Consider the following 19,625-nt stretch of genomic DNA (forward strand, 5'->3'; position numbering starts at 1 on the left):
ATATCCAATAAAAAACCTCCCAATTGGGAGGTTTTTTACTTTAGGGTTTTCTAAGAACTTTCATACCCGTCCATAAACTAGATAGCGCTTGTATTAAACTAGCGATAAAGAAAAACATTACAAATCGTATCAACCACTTTGTTACTTCAATATTACTAATAGTTGCTATTAGTAAAACTGAAGTAACACACACTAAAATCAAATATAAAATAGCTAAAAACCAACTACTTAAATAATACTCACCAAAATCTTGAAGATAGTTTTTTGCAGCAATTTTTTCTAATCCATACACAATAGTAGAAATAGTCGCTACTATTCCAAACATTGCTATAGAATATGCAAGTAAAGCAATTCCTAAATCTTTCTTATTAATATAAAAGGAAAATATAAAATAGTTTTTAAGTACATAGTAATAAAATACTTGGCTAACTATTCCAATGATCAAGGGAATCGAATTCAAGCAAAGAATGATTTTCCAGTTGTTCATAATTCAACCCCCTATAATCTCTGATCCGTTCCTGAATAACAGAATTAGTGTCTAGACTAACTTGCATATGTTCAGCAATTGACATATCAGACTCAGCATCACAACCTTCTGACAATAAACCATCTTTTGAATAATAAAAATTTGTGAGTTGATCTTCTAAATGAGCTCGAGCACGTAAAGTAACTTTTTCTAATTCATTATCAGGTACTCGATCTATAGATTTTAGAATTGTTTTGTTAATTGATTTACCTCTCTTTGGTTTAATAATTACTTCTAATCCTGCAATATCTTCAAAATCAATTACTTTACTTTCACCGTTAAAGGCATTCAATAAATTTTTAACAAAAGGCCCATAAGCTACTTGAAATGACGTTCTACCAATAAAATCTAGTTTGGCAGCTTCTGCCCTACTAATTTGCGTTTTAACAGGAATGAGTTTAAAAGATAAATCCCTAATTTTCATCCTCTTCAGCAATTGCTCAATGTAAAATACAAAAGCTGTAGGAGTAGGTGATAAAACTCTCGAACCAAATGCAAAAATTGGAAATTTATCATTCATATATATGTAAGATGCAAACCCCATACTTTCATTTGCTGCCAATTTATTAGTTAAATCTGTAGCAGAAAATACACTTCGTTTTTCTTCAACAGCTTTTACAATTTCCTGATTTTTAGTTTGTACAAATAGATAAAAGTCCTTTTTTAATTTTATTAAGTAAAGCTTTTCATCATTATATGTAATATCTGTTACATAGGGATAGGCAATTTTATTAGTGCTATTTTCAATAATTTTTGAAATATTGAAATCATAAACATCAGCTGTATTAACATTATGAAAATTATACATGTAATAATTTATACGCATTTTACCCCCTAGAAATATAAAAAGAGCCTTGCGGCTCCTTTTATATTAGATTAATTTTCCAACAAACTCATCAGTTTATTTAGAACCTTTAATCCCTGCTTGCAATAACAATGCACCCAAACCACCAATTTTTTGCTCTTGTGGTTTAGCCGCTTGAGGTTTCTTACCCTGAGGGCGATCACCTTGCGGACGTCCTTGCTGTGGACGTTTACCCTGAGGCTTACGTTCACCACGTGGCTCATTGTTCTCGCGACGTGGCTGACGTGGTGCTTTCGCCGGCGCTTCAGAACCTTCAGGACGCATCGACAGATTCACGCGGTTACGTTCAGCATCCACATTCAAAACACGGACTTGTACGATTTGACCCGGTTTCACCACTTTATGCGGATCAGCGACGAATTCATTGGCAAGTTCAGAAATATGTACCAAACCATCTTGATGCACGCCCACATCGACAAATGCACCGAAGTTAGTCACGTTAGTGACTACACCTTCCAGTTGCATGCCTTCAGACAATTGCGCAACTTCAGTAATGTCATCACGGAATTTAGCAGTGCGGAATTCTGGACGCGGGTCACGGCCCGGTTTTTCCAGTTCAGCCAATACGTCTTGAATCGTCGGCAGACCAAATTTCTCGTCTGCAAATTCTTCTGCATTCACTTGGCGAATGATTTCAGTATTGCCAATGATGTCTTTTACAGTCGTTGCTTTTGCTTCAACAATTTTGCTCACCAAAGCATATGACTCAGGGTGAACTGCAGACGCATCCAGTGGTTCTGTACCATCTTGAATACGCAAGAAGCCCGCAGCCTGCTCAAAAGTACGCTCGCCTAAACGTGGTACTTTTTTCAAAGACTGACGATTGTCAAAACGACCATTTTCCTTACGGAATTCCACAATTTGCTGTGCGATCGATTTATTCAGACCCGCGATATAACCCAGAATTGCTGCTGATGCAGTATTTACATCCACACCCACTGAGTTCACACAGTCTTCAACGACCGCTTCAAGGGTTTTCGCCAGACCGGTCTGGTTCACGTCATGTTGATACTGACCCACACCAATCGATTTCGGATCGATTTTCACCAGTTCTGCTAGTGGATCTTGTAAACGGCGTGCAATCGATACCGCACCACGAATAGATACATCTAGTTCAGGCAGTTCCTGTGAAGCTAGTTCAGATGCTGAATACACCGATGCACCTGCTTCAGATACAGAAACACGCGTCATTTTCAGATCACTGTTCGCAGCCATCATTTCAGCAACTAAAGCTTCAGTTTCACGGCTTGCAGTACCATTACCAATCGCGATCAGGTCAACATTGAACTCGCGGCATAAACGCGCCAGCTCGGCCAGTGAACCTTCTTTATCGTCTTTTGGTGCAAATGGATAAATCGTGCTGTATGCAAGAACATCACCAGACTCGTTCACTACCGCCAGTTTCACACCGGTACGGATACCCGGGTCCACGCCCAAAGTGGTACGTGCGCCTGCAGGTGCAGAAAGCAGTAAATGACGCAGGTTTTCAGCAAAGACGTTCATCGCTTCTGTTTCAGCAGCCAGACGTTTTTCAGTCAGCAATGAATGTTCGATCGTTGGACGAACTTTACCGAGCCAAAATAGTTTTGCAGTTTGCTTCAAGAAATCCTGACGCGCTTGTGGCTGAACAGTTTCAAGATTGTATTCAGTTTCAATACGCGCCAATGGAGCATCATCTTCGCCATCAACTTTCAGGCCTAAAACGTTTTCCTGACGGCCACGCAGCATCGCCAATAAACGATGTGAAGGCACTTTGTTCAAGTTTTCAGAGAAATCGAAATAATCACGGAATTTTTTACCGACTTCTTTTTTCTCATCACTTGCAACTAAACTTTTCAGCACGGCAGTTTTTGCAAATGTCGCTTTAAGTTCAGTGGTCAGTGCGATATTTTGTGCCCAGTCATCAATCAGGATGTGCTGGATCGCATCAAGCTGGCTTTCAGTATCTGGATAATCTTCATGGCTAAAGCCCGCCAAAGCTTCAGCTGGATCAACAGCTTCATTAAAGATTTTTTCAGCAATCGGGCCCAGACCAGCTTCTTTGGCCTTAAATGATTTACTGGTACGTTTTGGACGGTACGGCGCGTAAATTTCTTCTAATGCATTTTTGGTTTCGGCGGCATTCACACGCGCCAATAAATCATCAGATAATTTATCTTGTTCTTTGAGTGATTCAATCACCTTTTCACGGCGCTCATACAAATCACGCAAGTATGATAAACGCGTATCGAGTTGACGTAGTTGCGTATCGTCTAAGCCTTGCGTTACTTCTTTACGGTAACGTGCAATAAAAGGAACACTGGCACCTTCATCAATAAGCTTGATGGCAGCCTCAACTTGATTTGGACGTACGGCAAGTTCTTTTGCCAACTGCTGAACTAAGTCAGTCATCGTGTTTGATCCCACAAGGATAAGTACTAAATGGCATGATTATAAAGACCGGGTCCATAAAATCCACCATTGTTTTTATTAATTTATCTCATCTTTGTATTATGAAGTGCCACAGTTTTCAGCTTTTCCCGATAAAGTTTGTATGAACTTTGCTTTTTATTCAGCTTAAAATCATATTTTTTGCTCATTTAGATGTATATATTTGGTATCTATGTCTTGATTTTAACTGCAATATTTGGTGCTTTAGAGCATAGTCAATTAATATCAATGAATCGTATACTCAAAGCCTATTTGATTTTTGTTTATGATGACAATAAAGAATAAAGGAGCATCTCATGAGTTTAGTTGTACCTGCTGAAAAAGCCGATGCCGTACATACCGAAACGGACCGGGTCGAACGGATCCTGGTGGTTGATGATGATGTTCGTCTGCGTACCTTATTACAGCGTTTTCTCGAAGATAAAGGCTTTGTGGTCAAAACTGCACATGACGCCACGCAGATGGATCGACTTTTACAGCGGGAACTGTTTTCTCTGATCGTGCTCGACTTTATGCTTCCGGTCGAAGATGGCTTGAGTATCTGTCGTCGTTTACGCCAATCCAATATCGATACGCCTATCATTATGCTCACCGCTCGTGGTAGCGACTCGGATCGTATTGCCGGTTTAGAAGCAGGTGCCGACGATTACTTGCCTAAACCGTTTAACCCGAATGAACTCTTGGCACGTATTCGTGCGGTATTACGTCGTCAGGTACGTGAAGTGCCGGGTGCACCAAGCCAGCAGATGGAAGTAGTTTCTTTTGGTCCCTGGTCACTGGATTTGTCTACCCGCACCCTGACCCGTGAAGGCCAAGTGGTAACACTCACTACCGGTGAGTTTGCGGTACTGAAAGCACTGGTGCAGCATCCACGCGAACCATTAACCCGCGACAAGCTGATGAATCTGGCGCGTGGCCGTGAATGGGGTGCCATGGAACGTTCAATTGATGTCCAGGTGTCACGCTTACGCCGTTTAGTGGAAGAAAACCCAGCGCGTGCACGTTATATCCAGACCGTATGGGGTGTGGGTTATGTCTTTGTTCCAGATGGTGCTGAATAAAGGAAAAATTATAGGATAAAGATTACCCCAGTCTATTGTCCCTAAAAGTCATTCGCTGCTGTTTGAGCCTCCCTTCTTTAAAGGCTCGTATACAAATGCGCGAGTTCAGCGAATGGCAAAGTTTTTACTTGCGTAACAGTGTTACTCATTTTTTCAAAAAAAGTAACACAACAAGCTCCTTCCATCGAAGGTTCAAGCAGTAAGATTCCATTACAAATATTATTACTGCTCAATTTGGAAAATGCCTACAGGGAGCTGGTGTGAAACTCGACCCCATCGATCCACAAAAATTTACCGATTTTGTCAGCTACTCGGAAAAGAAACGTACCCGCTGGGAACGCTTTCTCGACAAGATCAAACCGCGTTCTGCTGCCATGCGTACCACGGTACTGGTGGTTTTCGTGGTCTGTTTCAGCCTGTTCATGTCCTTATGGTTCTTTTGGCGTACCCTGTTTTTACCTGAAATCCAGCAACATGCGCGTTATCTGGCCATGGAACTGGAAATTCTCAACAATCCCGATCTGCGCCTGTATCACAAACAGCAAGAAGTGGATATCGATGACTGGCTGAAAAACCGGGTCGGCATTGAATACGTGACTAATCCAGCAGAATATCCCACTGTCCGTGAAAAGCTGATTGCAGAATTTTTTACCCGGCAGATCGAAACCAAACTGGCCAAAGAGTTACGTATCGAACAAGCCACAGTCTATTTCCAGTTTAAGCCGAGTCCACGTATCTGGATCCAGACCCCTGAAATGAATGGCCACTGGGTACAGGAACCTTTAAAGACTTATGCCAATTATAGCAATGAACTGATTTTGGGCTGGTTGCTTGGCACGCCGATTATTGTCGGCATCATTATTTTGACCTTGGTGCGTCAGCTCAACCGTCCTTTACGCCGTTTGCAGAATGCCGCCAACAGTTATAGCCGAATCGGCTCAGCACCCTATCTAGATACCAATCATGGTCCACTGGAAATCCGTCAGGTCAATCATGCCTTTAATCAGATGATTTATACGCTGGACCAGACCGAGCGGGAACGCCGAATCATGCTGGCCGGCATTTCACATGACTTGCGCACGCCCTTAACCCGAATCCGCCTCAGTGCCGAAATGATGCCAGATGAAGACTTTCTCAAAGAAGGCCTGATTTATGATGTCGAAGATATGGACGCGATTCTGGATCAGTTCATTTCCTATATGCGCGACGGTTCCGATGAAGAACCGCAGGACACCAATGTCAATGTACTGCTACAGGAACTGGTCAAGCAGTTTAAACCGCTAGATATCCGTTTCACCCCACAAGATATACCGACCATTCAGGCACGTAGCATGTCGCTAAAAAGACTGATTGGCAATCTGATCAACAACTCAAAACGCTATGGTTCAGAACCAATTGAGCTTTCTGCGCATGTTGAAGAAGATCAACTGTTGATTTGTGTCGCAGACCATGGCGAAGGCATTCCGGAAGATCAGATTGAAGCCTTGATGCAGCCTTTTGTTCGGGGCAATTCGGCACGAACAGTACAAGGCAGTGGCTTAGGGCTGGCCATTGTTAAACGGATTGTCGATATTCACCATGGTCAATTACGTATCCATAATAGTCCTGAAGGTGGGCTGGAAGCTATCATTTCACTACCCGTGAATCAGGCGAACCCAGAGACACTTCCCCCAGCCACTACACTCGATAAAATTCGCCAAACTTTGACTGATCACTTTTAATAAGTGATCATTAATTCAACAAATGACTTTTTAGTTTTTCTATACAATTCATTTTATAGTTCACGAATTCAATCATTTAAAAATCATCATTTTTTATTATACCTACATTTAGCTAAAAAATTAGACCTTAGCCTAACACCTATGCACAATACATTTTTTGAGCGGTACAATCCGTATCATAGTTTAAGAATTAATGAGAGTTAAAATGTCTTTAGATCGTATCCGTTTAGCCTCCCTACACAACAAAGTCATCAGCCCTGAACAAGCGGCTGAATTCATCCAAGATGGCATGACTGTGGGTATGAGTGGCTTTACTCGCGCTGGTGAAGCGAAGGCGGTTCCTTTAGCTTTGGTTCAACAGGCAAAAGCAAATCCATTAAAGATCACGTTAATTACTGGTGCATCACTAGGGAACGATCTAGACAAACAACTGACTGAAGCTGGTGTATTGGCACGTCGTTTACCGTTCCAGGTAGACAATACTTTACGTAAAGCGATCAACAACGGCGAAGTGATGTTCATTGACCAGCACTTGTCTGAAACTGTTGAGCAAATGCGTAACCTGCAGTTGAAAAAACCAGACGTTGCGATCATCGAAGCTGTAGCGATTACTGAAGATGGCGGCATCATTCCAACAACATCTGTTGGTAACTCTGCAAGCTTTGCGATTTTTGCTGAAAAAGTGATTGTAGAAATCAATACCAACTTAAGCCCGGCATTTGAAGGCTTGCACGATATCTACATCCCGACCTATCGTCCAACGCGTCAACCGATTCCATTGACTCAAGTTGATGAGCGTATCGGCACGCATGCGATCAATATCGATCCATCTAAAATTGTTGGCATTGTATTTAACAGCGAATTGCACGACTCTCCATCTACTGTAACCGCACCAGATGATGAGACTCAAAGCATTGCCAACCATTTGATCGCTTTCTTTGAAAAAGAAGTAGCTGAAGACCGTCTACCGAAAAACCTCGGACCTCTTCAAGCAGGGATCGGTTCAATTGCAAATGCGGTATTGACGGGTTTGAAAGATTCAAACTTCGAAGACTTGATCATGTACTCAGAAGTTCTGCAAGACTGTACTTTTGAATTGATCGATGCCGGTAAAATGAAGTTTGCTTCAGGTTCTTCAATTACCCTTTCTGCTAAGTACGGCGAGAAAGTATTTAACAACCTTGAGCAATACAAAGACAAACTGGTATTACGTCCACAGGAAATTTCAAACCATCCTGAACTGGTACGCCGTTTAGGTATTATCGGCATCAACACTGCACTTGAGTTTGATATTTACGGTAACGTGAACTCAACTCATGTATGTGGTACCAAAATGATGAATGGTATTGGTGGTTCAGGTGACTTCGCACGTAATGCCCACTTAGCGATCTTCGTAACCAAATCAATCGCGAAAGGTGGCGACATCTCTTCTGTAGTGCCGTTTGCTTCACATATCGACCATGCAGAACATGATGTTGATATCCTGGTAACTGAACAAGGTCTTGCGGATCTTCGTGGTTTGGCACCGCGTGAGCGTGCACGTGCAGTGATTGATAACTGTGCGCACCCAATGTACCGCGATGCGTTGAATGATTACTTTGACCGTGCATGTGCAAAAGGGGGCCATACGCCTCATCTTCTTCGTGAGGCGCTTTCTTGGCACTCAAACTTCGAAGAAAATGGTCACATGCTTGCTGTTGAAGCTGCAGTAAAAACTGCATAATCGACTGCATTCAAAAAACGCCCTACGGGGCGTTTTTTTATGGCATTTTTATATTTTTTTTGAATAGTCAGAACCTGATTATATTAAGAAAGCCACCTGGCTATCGCCTGCTCTTTCTTCTTTTATTTATCCTGCCGATCTGCTGTAGAAATACACTTCTGATGCTCAGGGGCTTTAAATTCTGATTCTTCACCCTCATACTTGAACACAAGAGCAAAATTAGAGACATGACATGCGCGTAGATATCTGGTCAGATGTGGTTTGCCCCTTCTGCTATATTGGTAAAAAACGTTTAGAAGCTGCGGCAGAAGAAGCAGGTATTGAGCTTGAAGTGCATTGGCACAGTTTCCAGCTCGATCCTGAAGCACCGGTACGTCAGGAAATTTCTAACTCTGAGCGTCTGGCGCAAAAATATGGCCGTACTGTGGCTGAAGTCGAAGAAATGCAGCGCAATATTGCTGAAATGGCCAAAGCCGAAGGTATCGAATTTAACTGGGAAGGTGCCAATTCAGGCAATACCTTTAATGCGCATCGCCTGATTCACCTGGCGCAAAGCAAGGGTCTGGGCAATGAAGCACAGGAAGCATTCTTCTATAGTTATATGACCCAAGGTCTGGCGATTGGAGAACGTGAAACGCTGGAAGATGTCGCAGCGCGTATCGGCCTCAATCCGGTCGAAGTCGATGATCTGTTGGATTCGGAGGAATATGCTGATTTCGTCAAATTCGATCAGGAAGTGGCACACGAACAACTCAAAGTGACTGGTGTGCCTTTCTTTGTTTTTGATCAACGTGTGGCATTGGCAGGCGCGCAGCCTAAAGAAGTTTTCCTGCAAGTATTTGAAAAAGCGCTCGATACATCAACCAACAGTCAGGCAGCACAGTGCTCAACAGAAACGTGTGACACGCCAGACCAAGCTAAATAAAACAACGTTCAATAAAAAAAACCCCATTTTAAATGGGGTTTTTTATTTGTTATTGAATGGTATTCGCTTAATCAACCAGAAAACTAATTTTTAAATTGACACGATATTCCGTGATTTTATTTTCTTTAATGACAACCTTCTGTTCATTGATCCAAGCACCTTGTACATTTTTGACCGTTTCTGTGACTTTTTGAATCCCCGTTTGAATCGCATCTTCAAAGCTTTTATTGCTGCTTGAATTGACTTCTACCACTTTTGCAATTGCCATAATAAAACTCTCAGCATGAAAATGAATGGAATTCCATCTTAGTCCATTCTCAGAAGATTGCAGCAGCCCGTAAACAAGCGATAGCAAAAACTTACATGGATTGAACAAAGCTCGAAATTCAATCTTAAATTGGCAGATCAAAAACACATCGCCGCTTGTTTTGGCACTTGATCAAGTCCAGATTCTCATCACTAAAGTAAAGCATAAAGTCCTGTAAAATCATAAAAATCCAACTAGAGAAAATATACTAATTTATTGTTTTATAGAGTAATTTATTTAAAATTTACTGCCTGAATTTGCCAAATCTATCATTTTCTATTAAGTCTTATTTGCTATTATTTCACCCGAATTAAGTTTAAATATTCTCCTCTGTTCAAATTATTGAACACTCTGATATTAAAAGTCATCCTATGAATGCTCTTAAATTTGCTTTCGCAGCAACCGTTATGGCTTTTTCTGTTCAAGCGTCTGCACAAATGGCGCAAGTGGTTCATCTGCCAGACTTTCCAGCGACTAAAGCACCTGCTGAAACAGTAAATGCAGATGCTGCGACTGTAGTAACTGAAAAAACAGCTTAATGCAAAGCTGTTTTTCATTAAAACAGGCTGATTGATTCAGCCTGTTCTTTTTGATCATATTGAACACATTCAGTGTGAAAGATGCACGACTCTAAAAAATATCGACTATTTCCCGCTCTAGTTTTTTCTATTGATTTTTATCACTTTTAATTAAAAAATTTGTTTATAAAACACTCAAAATAGATCACTATTTTATGTGATCTCTGCTTATAATTGCAGCAATATAAATAGATTAATGATAAGAAAATTTTTTATGCATGAACTTCAGGCATTGGTACAGGGCAAAATTCCGCCTCAGTCAGTTTCTATTGATTATTTAATTGAAATGGCAGAAAGCTATACAGACTCGAATTCTGCTGAATACAGACTGGTCGAGCTGGCGGTTAACATTTTACTGGCACAAACCCTGGATAAAGCACTGAAACATCTCTAGAGATCAAAAAAATGAATGCTTTAGAAAAAGCACACTTAATTAAAGAACTACATGGACTGGCGCAGCAACTGGAGCATAAAGTCCTGCCTTTCTATGAAATTGCCCGTTCTAAAAAAAGGATACGCGATATTTTTAATCTGTGTGATGAGCCTATTTTCAAAACCCAGATTTCAGCATTTAAAGCCCGCACTCAGCCTGAACTTGTTGCTTACCAATTTTCTGCTGACACGTCTTATCATCTGAGCTTTCGTGGCTATTTCACCGAAATCTTGGCGCTGGAACAAGCATTGTCTGCCCATCCGGATTCAGGCTGGGCAGTTTTACATCATCCTGAACGTGGCTGGCAAATCTGGCTGATGCCCGCTCCCCAAGCTCCTGCCCTGCACAGCCAATGGGCTGAATTGCAACACTGCTATATCTGGCTGTTGCAACAACAGCAACGATTTTCTTGCCTGAAACAGGATCCACCCTTGATCGTTCCAGCCTTATCCTTACACGAAGCTGAAACCAGCTGCAATTCTATGGAAACAACCAAATATCATCGGGGACGGCCGCGCGCAAGAATTCATGCACTAGAATTAAATCGCTTAGATGAGTCAACCAATCAAATACTAACTGAACCCAAGGAACTAAATCCTCCACTAAAAGCTGAAACGACAATTCAGCAAGAACAGATCACAGTCTCCGAATTGATTCAATTCCCTGTACAGATCCAACTGGGCAAACTAAACGCTCATGTACACCCTTTAGGTTTAGAAGAAACTAATATCCAGCGGCTCTGTGCTTTAGAACTAGAATCCGATGTCGAACAACACCCTGTTTATCTGGATATTGTCTTATATTATGCGGCAGAAGATAACTGGCAGGCACGTCAGGTTTATTTGGTTGAGCAATTGAATCTGCAAGGTCAGTTTGTTAAATATCTGATGCTCTTAGGGGTACCGAGTCAGTTGCAGGCTCACTATTGTATTCAACATTGGCTGACCCATCATCAACATCAGGCTGCTGCGATTAAATCACTGGCGTGGTCTGTTATAAGCACCAGGTTCATGCAACTCGAGTTTTTTTCAACGGCTTACTTGCAGCAGGCTGAAACAGTCTGGACACAGCCAGATTACCATCCATTTATACCCGCACAGTCCATTCAAAAGCAGAAATTTATCTCGTTTAAAGAAGCTGCTGCGGATTTTTCTACCCCAGTGCTTTTGCTACAGGAACATCAAAAAATCCGAGTGATTCATGGTGAAAAACGCATCTCTCTCGCAGAGGATGAGCTGGCCTATCCATACATCTTGCTGCAACGCGACAAACAGCTAAATTGGCAGAATATTCACAATATTATTTTAACAATGCCACAACCCATTCGGGTATTAGAGCTTTATCGGGAAATTCAGGCTCAAATGATTGAATAATTGCTGTTATTTTGTAGCTTTAACTTGCTTTTTAAGGCCGTTTTTTAGAAAACTACAGCTGAATATAAGAATACAAGAGCAACAAATATCTCATGCAAATAAACAGGATTACTCAAATTTTACTGCTCTCTCTGGGCTTAGGAATGAGTGGTAGCATGTCTTGGGCAAATTCAGTCACAGCTGCTCCTGCCAGTCCAACAAATACAGAGCCAAGCCGATCAGGCTTGCTGGATCAGATTCCACGTTTGATCGATGCAACACCCACCGTTTTGCCGGAGCAATCAAGTGTCGCCATCGTTCCATCCACGCTAGAGACAGAAAATTATTCATGGGCGGATCAAAAGCAGAAAGGCCTCCGCGAATGGGCCGATCGTACTGCGCATAAAATTGATAACTGGTTTGGTGAAACCGATCCAGATCAGCCAGCTGCAGCCACATTACGGATCATTTTAGATAATCGCTGGGATGAATATGAAGGCTATGAGATTAAACCCCGAATCCGCGGCAAGATCAAACTTCCAACCTTGGAACAAAAGCTGAGTGTGGTTTTTGGTGATGACAGTCTGGACAATGAATTAGACAGCAATGTCGCGATTACCAATGAAAATCCTGCCACTTCCGGAGATAAACGTCTGGATACTAAACGTGCACGTGAAGATAACAGCTCTTTTGCCTTACGTTGGTCTGAATGGTCAGATCGTATTCCTTTCGAAACCGATCTGGATCTGGGCTTACGTTCTGGCGATGATATTTATCTGCGTGTCAAAGCCAGTAAGGACTGGACACTAGAAAATGACTACTCTTTTCATGCCGAACAGATTTATCGCTATGGCATTCAAAGTGAAAACTATTTACGGACCAACTTGGAACTAATCCACGCCCGTCCCAATCAGGCCTTTTTCTCCAATCAGCTCAGTCTGACTTATGCAGATGATCAAGACGACGATCTGACCTGGGACAACTACACCTTTAGGCAACATCAGTTTTTTCAGGACAACCGTTTTAGTTACGGCATTTATACCGGTGGTTATCTGAACGATAAGGATCTGCGTCTTAATCGCTGGGGCCCCTATGTGTCGTGGAGACAACCTTTTTTACGTGAATGGTTTTTTGTCCAGACCGACCTGAACTATTTGAATGATCATCGCGAAGATCGTGATCACTATGTCGGAGCTTTGGTGCGTTTAGAAGCGTTATTTTAAACTGACTGATACGAGAAAATAATAAAAGCCCATCATTCATGGGCTTTTTTCAATATTACTGAGGCAATCAGCGTGGCAAGTATTAGCTTAGCTGGTTTTATTCAAGATAATACGATCACTGCGTAGCACACGTTTTTGCTGCAATGAGGGTTGTTCCATCACTGGCATATTGAAGCGAATATGATCGCTACGTTGTACACGTTTCGGTTTTGTTACGTTTACTTTTGCTGTTTTATAAAAGCTAATGCGATCTGTGCGTACCACTTTTTCTGCAGCAGGTGCCGCTAGACTAAACTGGCTCATCGACATCAGGATTACAGCGCCCATACTGATCATCAGCTTAGATTTCATAACATTCTCTCTCTTTGCTTAATGATCGCAATTATAAATTAAAAATTAATTAATAATCTAAAATATAGATTTATGATTCGAAGGTATTTTTTTATTCTCTCTATCGTTTTTCCAGATCATTTCTAGAAATGAAAAATGAAGCAGGCATAAAAAATCCCTCCGAAGAGGGATTTTCTCATTCAATACATCAGCACTTAAGCAAGCAGCAAACTATTAATTCGCTTGACATATTCAGCAGGATTTTCTGGTAATCCACCTTCTGCAATCACTGCCTGGTCAAAGATCACATTGGCCAGATCATCAAACTGCGCCGAGCCATCCAGTTTTTTCACCAACGGATGTTCCGGGTTGATTTCCAAAATCGGCTTGATATCCGGCACAGGCTGACCTGCATCTTTCAGCATACGAACCAGCTGTGGAGACAATTCACCTTCTCCAGTCACCAGACAAGCCGGAGAATCGACCAGACGCGTCGTCACCCGCACTTCTTTGGTCTTGTCTTTTAATGAATCCGTCAACTTATCCACCACCGGTTTAAACTGGGCTGCGGCTTCTTCAAGGGCTTTCTTCTCTTCGGCATCCTGAAGGTCACCTAAGTCAACTGCACCTTTCGACACGTTTTGCAAAGGCGTACCATCGAACTCATTCACGAAGTTCATCGCCCATTCATCCACGCGTTCAGTCATCAACAGAACTTCAATGCCTTTTTTCTTGAACAGTTCCAGTTGCGGTGAATTTTTCGCAGCATTCAGACTATCTGCAGTCACATAATAAATGGCTTTCTGCCCATCTTTCATACGTGCTTTATAGTCTGCCAATGATGTGCTGACTTCATCATTGGTCGACGTCGCATAACGCAGCAGTTTTAAGATACGTTCACGGTTACTGAAATCTTCGCCCAGACCTTCTTTCAATACTGAAGCAAATTCCTGATAGAAGGTCTTGAAATTTGCCTGATCTTTTTCATCTTCAGATTTAGCCAGATTATCCAAAATGGTCAGGATACGGCGGGTATTGCCTTCACGGATGGTTTTTACATCACGACTTTCTTGCAGTAATTCACGGCTCACGTTCAATGGCAGATCGGCACTGTCCACCACACCTTGCACAAAGCGCAGGTAGTTTGGAATCAGGTTATCCGCATCATCCATAATGAACACACGTTTCACATACAGTTTGATACCCGCTTTGGATTCACGGGTGAAAATGTCATGTGGCGCTTTGCTTGGAATATATAACAACTGGGTATATTCAGTACTGCCTTCAACGCGGTTATGCGCCCAAGCCAATGGCGCTGCGAAATCATGGCTCAGGTTCTTGTAGAACTCGACATACTGCTCTTCAGTAATTTCCGACTTGTTACGAGTCCATAATGCGCTGGCCGAGTTAATGGCTTCCCACTCATCGATTTTGACATATTGGCCACCTTTAGACGTTTCACCTTCAGCCGCTTCTTCTTCCTGCCAGACTTCTTTTTGCATTTGGATTGGCAGGCTGATGTGGTCTGAATATTTATTGATAATCTGCTTCACTTTATAGCTTTGCAAATAATCCAGCGCATCGTCACGCAGATGCAGAATAATATCTGTACCACGGCCTTCTTTGCTGATCTGTTCAACTTCGAACTCACCGGTTCCGCCACTAATCCAGCGTACGCCTTCAGAGACATCTGTGCCGGCACGACGCGATTCTACCGTAATCTTGTCAGCGACAATAAAGCCGGAGTAAAAACCGACACCAAACTGGCCAATCAACTGGGCATCGGCTTTTTGATCGCCGGTCAGTTTGGACATAAAATCTTTGGTGCCTGATTTGGCAATAGTCCCTAAATTATCAATGGCTTCCTGTTCGCTTAAGCCAATCCCGTTGTCTGAAATGGTAATGGTTTTATTGTCTGCATCCAGACTGACACGAACGCGCAGATCCGGATCATTTTCATAAAATTCGGGATGGTTAATCCCTTCAAAACGTAATTTGTCGCATGCATCTGAGGCATTCGAGATCAATTCGCGTAGGAAAATTTCAGGGTTTGAATAAAGCGAATGGGTCACGAGATGTAGTAACTGAGCCACTTCAGCCTGGAAACTATGTTTTTGTGCGCTAGACTCGCTCATTAATCACTCCTTTTATTTTAAATACAGGTCAATACTGTTGCCTATATGAATGGAGTGAGTTACTAAATTTTCAATAGCCAGTTGTATATTTTTTCTCAAGATATTTTATAAAGGATCTCTTGATCTAAAATGACTTGGATTTGTAAAGGCTTAGGTTTAAGTCCTAATAAGGCCCAAGCTTATAAATACGTTGAAATTGCAGGTCTATTTGCTGCTGGCGCATATTATAAACCTGACTCAGACAAGACACAGATTCCTGACAGCGGTCACGAAACTGTAGCCATTTCACCTGATCGCGCTGGATCACCGAGCGGGTTCCCATAGGCACCATACGGCGCAAAATATGATAGCTGGTGCTCATCTTGACATCGGCATCATTGAGCAGACGATGTTCACAAATCGCTTTCTCTGTCACGGTTTCAGTTTTCTGACAATCAAAACTCGCCGCATAGGCAGACCCTGCCAGCAGGCTGAAGAAGATTAAAATACCTTGGTTTAAAAACCTCATGCTGATCTTCCTTATTATTCAATTATTAAGTCGTATTCAATTAATATTTACTTTATTCATTTTAATATAGTTGAACATTGCCGATCTGCTCAATTTCAATAAGTTATAAATCGTTGTTATTTTGAAAAAAAAGCCTCATTCAAGATGAGACTTTTTTGTTGAGCAAGGTTAGAATTTAGAACTTGTAGCTATAACCGATCGTGTAAACCCAAGGATCAATATCGAAATCAAATTTAGTATTATTGGCATCATCTAAAGTCACTTCAGGACTCAAATCTGCATAGCGCACGTCAGCAAATACTCCCCAGTTTTTGGCATCTGCTGGCTGATAATTAAAGCCGATCTGACCTGCTACACCAAATGCTTCTTTCACATCTTTAGCCAGACCTTCTTCATCCCAAGCAATAAAAGCTGTGCCACCTACACCAATATATGGCGTAAAGCGTGTTGCGTTTTTAAAGTGATATTTAGCAGTAATTGTGGGTGGCAGATGTTTGATCTTAGCCACCTTACCCACACCTTGAAGAGAGATGTCGTGATTGAATGGTGTGGCTAATAAAAGTTCTGCAGAGATATTGTCATTAAAAAAGTATTCAACCGATGGCGTAAAACCATATTCTTGATCCGCTTCTACGACTAAACCTGGTGCAATTTCAGTGTCACTTGATGGTGCTAAAGAACTGGCACCAACTTTCACCTGCCATTGACCTGCCATCGCAGATGCAGAAAGACCCATTAATGCAATTAGAGCGACTTGCTTTAACATTTTAAAATACCCCACAGGAAGAATAATTATTGAGAAAATAAATCTTAATTAATAATAAACACGAGGGAAAATAATATGCAATAAGGATTATAAAACTAATTTTTAATTATTATTTAATGTATTGATTTTAATAAATATTTATTTTAAATTGACCAGATTGGTTGGTTTTAAATACTAAGCAAATTAATCAGATAAATATGGTTTTATTCAGAGTAAAATAATCAGGTTTATATTAATTTCTATTTAAACATATATTTTAAATACATCTTATTATTTATTTTAAATCCAGATAAATCTGCTCCAATAGATATCGGAGCAGATTGAAATTGACTTACAGAACCATGGCTGCAATCCAGCCAAAAATCATCAACGGAATATTAAAGTGAATGAAGGTTGGAATCACACTATCCTTCATATGATCATGCTGACCATCCATATTCAGACCAGAAGTTGGGCCTAAAGTTGAATCCGAAGCTGGAGAACCGGCATCACCCAAAGCTGCTGCAGTCCCGATAATTGCAATAGTCGCCGCAGGGCTAAAACCAAACTGGATACACAGCGGTACATAGATGATGGCCAGAATCGGCACGGTTGAAAATGATGAACCAATGCCTAGGGTAATCAACAGGCCGATGAGCAACATCAGGAACGCTGCCAGTGCCTGACTATCACCAATCCAGTTGACCGATGCTTCGACCAGTGCAGGTACCTGATTGGTCGCTTCAATCACGGCGGCAAAACCTTGTGCTGCAATCATGATAAAGCCGACCAGCGCCATCATGCGCATACCGGTAATGATCACATCATCCGCTTCTTTCCACTTAAAAATGCCAGCACAGCTTAGAATCGCAACACCGACTAAACCTGCCAGAATCATTGAATCTGAATACAGCTGTACAGCCAATGTTGCTATGACTGCAAGGCCGGCCATCCAGATGGTGAATTTCGAAATTTCAGGTTTAAGGTTTTGCTCTACCCCGAGTTCAGCAGAAATACTTTGCTGCTCTTCGACATGAATATCTTTATAGAGACGTGGTTTACGGTAAGAGAAGAAAATGGCAATTAACAACCCGACCAGCATGCCAATGACCGGAATGACCATTGCAGATGGAATCTGATCATAAGTAATTTCAAAACCATAAGGCTTACCAAAGGTATTGATGTTATGACCCAGAATATCATTCAGGAAGATCGCACCAAAACCGACTGGAATGAGCATATAGGTGGCAACCAGACCAAAGGTCAGCAAACAGGCCACCAAACGGCGATCCAGCTGTAAATGGTTAAATACAATCAATAGCGGCGGAATCAGTACCGGAATGAAGGCAATATGCACGGGAATGACGTTTTGCGAGAACACAGCAGCAATGGCAACCGTGAAGAAGATCAGATATTTCACCCGGTTTTGCGCTTTAAAATCTGCCTCACCTTTTAAGGTGCTGATCATTTTATAAGCCAGTAAATCCGGCAAACCCGAACGCGCCAGAGCCAAAGCAAATGCACCTAAAATACCGTAAGCCAAGGCAATTTTGGCACCACCACCCAAGCCATTGTTAAACGCGTCCAAGGTTCCCTGCAGGCCCAAACCTGCCAATAAACCACCTGTAACAGCACCAATGACCAGGGCAAAAACCACAGGTACACGTGCCAACGAGAGTCCGAACATGACTCCAATAGCAGCAAGAATTGCGAACATAATGAATCGGAATAGAGAGAAAGCGGCTATTTTATCAGAAAATGCGGATAAAAATTCCGCCACTTTTTTCTGGTGGGTTCATGTTTCGCTGAGTGGCCTATCAAGTGATGACAACAGATTTACGCTGAATAAACTCATCAATCAATTGAGCCACTTGCTCCGGTTGACTCAGAATCGCCCAGTGATTGGCAGCCAGTTCTACTTTCGAGAAATCATCCACCCATTTTGACATTTCATCAACCAGATCTGGCCCGACAAACTGGTCATATTTCAGTACAATCGCCTGTACCGGACAGATGGCAAAACGCTGCCGTGGTTGAGCTAAGCGTGGCAAAAAATTGGCCCGATACAGGTTCACACCATATTTGCCATCTTTGACAATATGCGGGTTGAGTGGCAGATCATCGTGTCTTTCCAGTTGCTGCACGATCTTGCCCCAACGCTGCGGATTAAAAAAATTCCAGGCCAATGGCGCCACCAAGGGCAAATGAAACATCGCGATATACCAGGACTTGCTCATTTGCTTTAAGAATTTTGTCTTGTTTTGCTGGAACTGTTCACGCATCCAGAAAGCCGCGTGATCCAGACATGGCCCAGACAAGGTGCTATAAGACAGAATTCGTCCTTTGAAGCGTGGATCGGTGACAGATTCCCAGGACTGAATTGAACCCCAGTCATGCGCAGCCAGATGAAAAGCTCGATTCGGCAATATTTCGTTCACCACCTCTTCCAGATCCTGACTTAAACGGGCCAAGCGGTAATCGGAGATTTTTTTGGGAATACTGGACTCACCTGCGCCACGGACATCATAAGTCACAACAAAGTAATCCTGACTCAAATGAGCAATGGCTGGCTCCCAAACTGCCTGATGATCGGGATAGCCGTGAACCAGCACCAATGCCGGTTGTTCGAATTGTCCATAAGTTTTGACACAAAGACGCTGCTGATCCGTGGTATCGACCCATTGCATGTGCATTTCCATCTTTTGATCCTGTTTTTGTTATTGACCACTTAGTTTATAAATCGGCATGATTGATCAATGCCAG

18 protein-coding genes are annotated in these 19,625 nt (G+C 42.1%); 8 read left to right on the plus strand and 10 right to left on the minus strand.

Annotated features, from left to right (window positions below):
- Positions 1-40: 40 nt before the first annotated feature.
- The 3 genes from NI465_RS12335 to NI465_RS12345 form a co-directional block, all read right to left on the minus strand.
- Positions 41-487, minus strand: coding sequence for a hypothetical protein (locus NI465_RS12335; protein ID WP_253145518.1), 447 nt, complete (start codon positions 485-487; stop codon positions 41-43).
- Positions 426-1,352, minus strand: a complete 927-nt coding sequence (locus NI465_RS12340) for a RexA family antiphage protein (RefSeq protein ID WP_253145519.1) — start codon at positions 1,350-1,352, stop codon at positions 426-428. The genes NI465_RS12335 and NI465_RS12340 overlap by 62 nt, the downstream gene beginning before the upstream one ends.
- Before the next feature lie 75 nt (positions 1,353-1,427).
- Entirely contained in the window at positions 1,428-3,782 is a 2,355-nt protein-coding gene (locus NI465_RS12345; protein WP_253145520.1) for a Tex family protein, read from the minus strand.
- A gap of 335 nt (positions 3,783-4,117) precedes the next feature.
- Between NI465_RS12345 and ompR the strand changes: the two genes are divergently transcribed.
- The 4 genes from ompR to NI465_RS12365 all read left to right on the plus strand — a co-directional run bounded on the left by ompR (position 4,118) and on the right by NI465_RS12365 (position 9,251).
- Complete coding sequence (gene ompR, locus NI465_RS12350; protein WP_004278590.1) at positions 4,118-4,882, plus strand: osmolarity response regulator transcription factor OmpR; 765 nt, start codon at positions 4,118-4,120, stop codon at positions 4,880-4,882.
- A gap of 260 nt (positions 4,883-5,142) precedes the next feature.
- Positions 5,143-6,603, plus strand: coding sequence for an ATP-binding protein (locus NI465_RS12355; protein WP_253145521.1), 1,461 nt, complete (start codon positions 5,143-5,145; stop codon positions 6,601-6,603).
- Between the two features lie 205 nt (positions 6,604-6,808).
- Positions 6,809-8,326 carry a succinyl-CoA:acetate CoA-transferase ScpC gene (gene scpC / locus NI465_RS12360; RefSeq protein ID WP_180038620.1) on the plus strand — a complete coding sequence of 506 codons (1,518 nt, stop codon included), beginning with the start codon at positions 6,809-6,811 and terminating at the stop codon, positions 8,324-8,326.
- A 232-nt stretch (positions 8,327-8,558) separates the two neighbouring features.
- The gene (locus tag NI465_RS12365) at positions 8,559-9,251 is read left to right on the plus strand and encodes a DsbA family oxidoreductase (RefSeq protein WP_180087445.1); all 693 of its coding nucleotides are present in this window, start codon (positions 8,559-8,561) and stop codon (positions 9,249-9,251) included.
- A gap of 67 nt (positions 9,252-9,318) precedes the next feature.
- On the opposite strand, the gene NI465_RS12370 is transcribed toward NI465_RS12365, so the two are convergent.
- Entirely contained in the window at positions 9,319-9,519 is a 201-nt protein-coding gene (locus tag NI465_RS12370) for a dodecin family protein (protein WP_004278594.1), read from the minus strand.
- Between the two features lie 446 nt (positions 9,520-9,965).
- Between NI465_RS12370 and NI465_RS16725 the strand changes: the two genes are divergently transcribed.
- The 4 genes from NI465_RS16725 (at position 9,966) to NI465_RS12385 (ending at position 13,144) form a co-directional block, all read left to right on the plus strand.
- A complete protein-coding gene (locus NI465_RS16725) occupies positions 9,966-10,097 on the plus strand; it encodes a hypothetical protein (RefSeq protein WP_290446933.1) in 132 nt (43 codons plus the stop codon).
- A gap of 253 nt (positions 10,098-10,350) precedes the next feature.
- Complete coding sequence (locus tag NI465_RS12375) at positions 10,351-10,530, plus strand: hypothetical protein (protein WP_253145522.1); 180 nt, start codon at positions 10,351-10,353, stop codon at positions 10,528-10,530.
- Between the two features lie 11 nt (positions 10,531-10,541).
- Positions 10,542-11,942: a hypothetical protein gene (locus tag NI465_RS12380; protein ID WP_253145523.1), complete on the plus strand. Its 1,401-nt coding sequence runs from the start codon at positions 10,542-10,544 to the stop codon at positions 11,940-11,942.
- A gap of 92 nt (positions 11,943-12,034) precedes the next feature.
- Positions 12,035-13,144, plus strand: a complete 1,110-nt coding sequence (locus NI465_RS12385) for a hypothetical protein (RefSeq protein WP_253145524.1) — start codon at positions 12,035-12,037, stop codon at positions 13,142-13,144.
- Between the two features lie 87 nt (positions 13,145-13,231).
- Here NI465_RS12385 and NI465_RS12390 read toward each other — a convergent pair whose 3' ends face one another.
- The 6 genes from NI465_RS12390 to NI465_RS12415 form a co-directional block, all read right to left on the minus strand.
- Positions 13,232-13,495 carry a hypothetical protein gene (locus NI465_RS12390; RefSeq protein ID WP_071851077.1) on the minus strand — a complete coding sequence of 88 codons (264 nt, stop codon included), beginning with the start codon at positions 13,493-13,495 and terminating at the stop codon, positions 13,232-13,234.
- Positions 13,496-13,689: 194 nt separating this feature from the next.
- Positions 13,690-15,609 (minus strand): molecular chaperone HtpG, encoded by a 1,920-nt coding sequence (gene htpG / locus NI465_RS12395; protein WP_253145525.1) that lies wholly within the window; start codon positions 15,607-15,609, stop codon positions 13,690-13,692.
- A 163-nt stretch (positions 15,610-15,772) separates the two neighbouring features.
- Positions 15,773-16,117 carry a lysozyme inhibitor LprI family protein gene (locus tag NI465_RS12400; protein WP_180087441.1) on the minus strand — a complete coding sequence of 115 codons (345 nt, stop codon included), beginning with the start codon at positions 16,115-16,117 and terminating at the stop codon, positions 15,773-15,775.
- Positions 16,118-16,292: 175 nt separating this feature from the next.
- Complete coding sequence (locus NI465_RS12405; protein WP_180087440.1) at positions 16,293-16,883, minus strand: OmpW/AlkL family protein; 591 nt, start codon at positions 16,881-16,883, stop codon at positions 16,293-16,295.
- A 331-nt stretch (positions 16,884-17,214) separates the two neighbouring features.
- Positions 17,215-18,579, minus strand: coding sequence for a Na+/H+ antiporter family protein (locus tag NI465_RS12410; protein ID WP_253145526.1), 1,365 nt, complete (start codon positions 18,577-18,579; stop codon positions 17,215-17,217).
- A 100-nt stretch (positions 18,580-18,679) separates the two neighbouring features.
- Complete coding sequence (locus NI465_RS12415; protein ID WP_180087438.1) at positions 18,680-19,561, minus strand: alpha/beta fold hydrolase; 882 nt, start codon at positions 19,559-19,561, stop codon at positions 18,680-18,682.
- Positions 19,562-19,625 lie beyond the last annotated feature (64 nt).

The sequence above is a fragment of the Acinetobacter lwoffii genome (genome assembly GCF_024129855.1).
Lineage (GTDB): Bacteria > Pseudomonadota > Gammaproteobacteria > Pseudomonadales > Moraxellaceae > Acinetobacter > Acinetobacter lwoffii_L.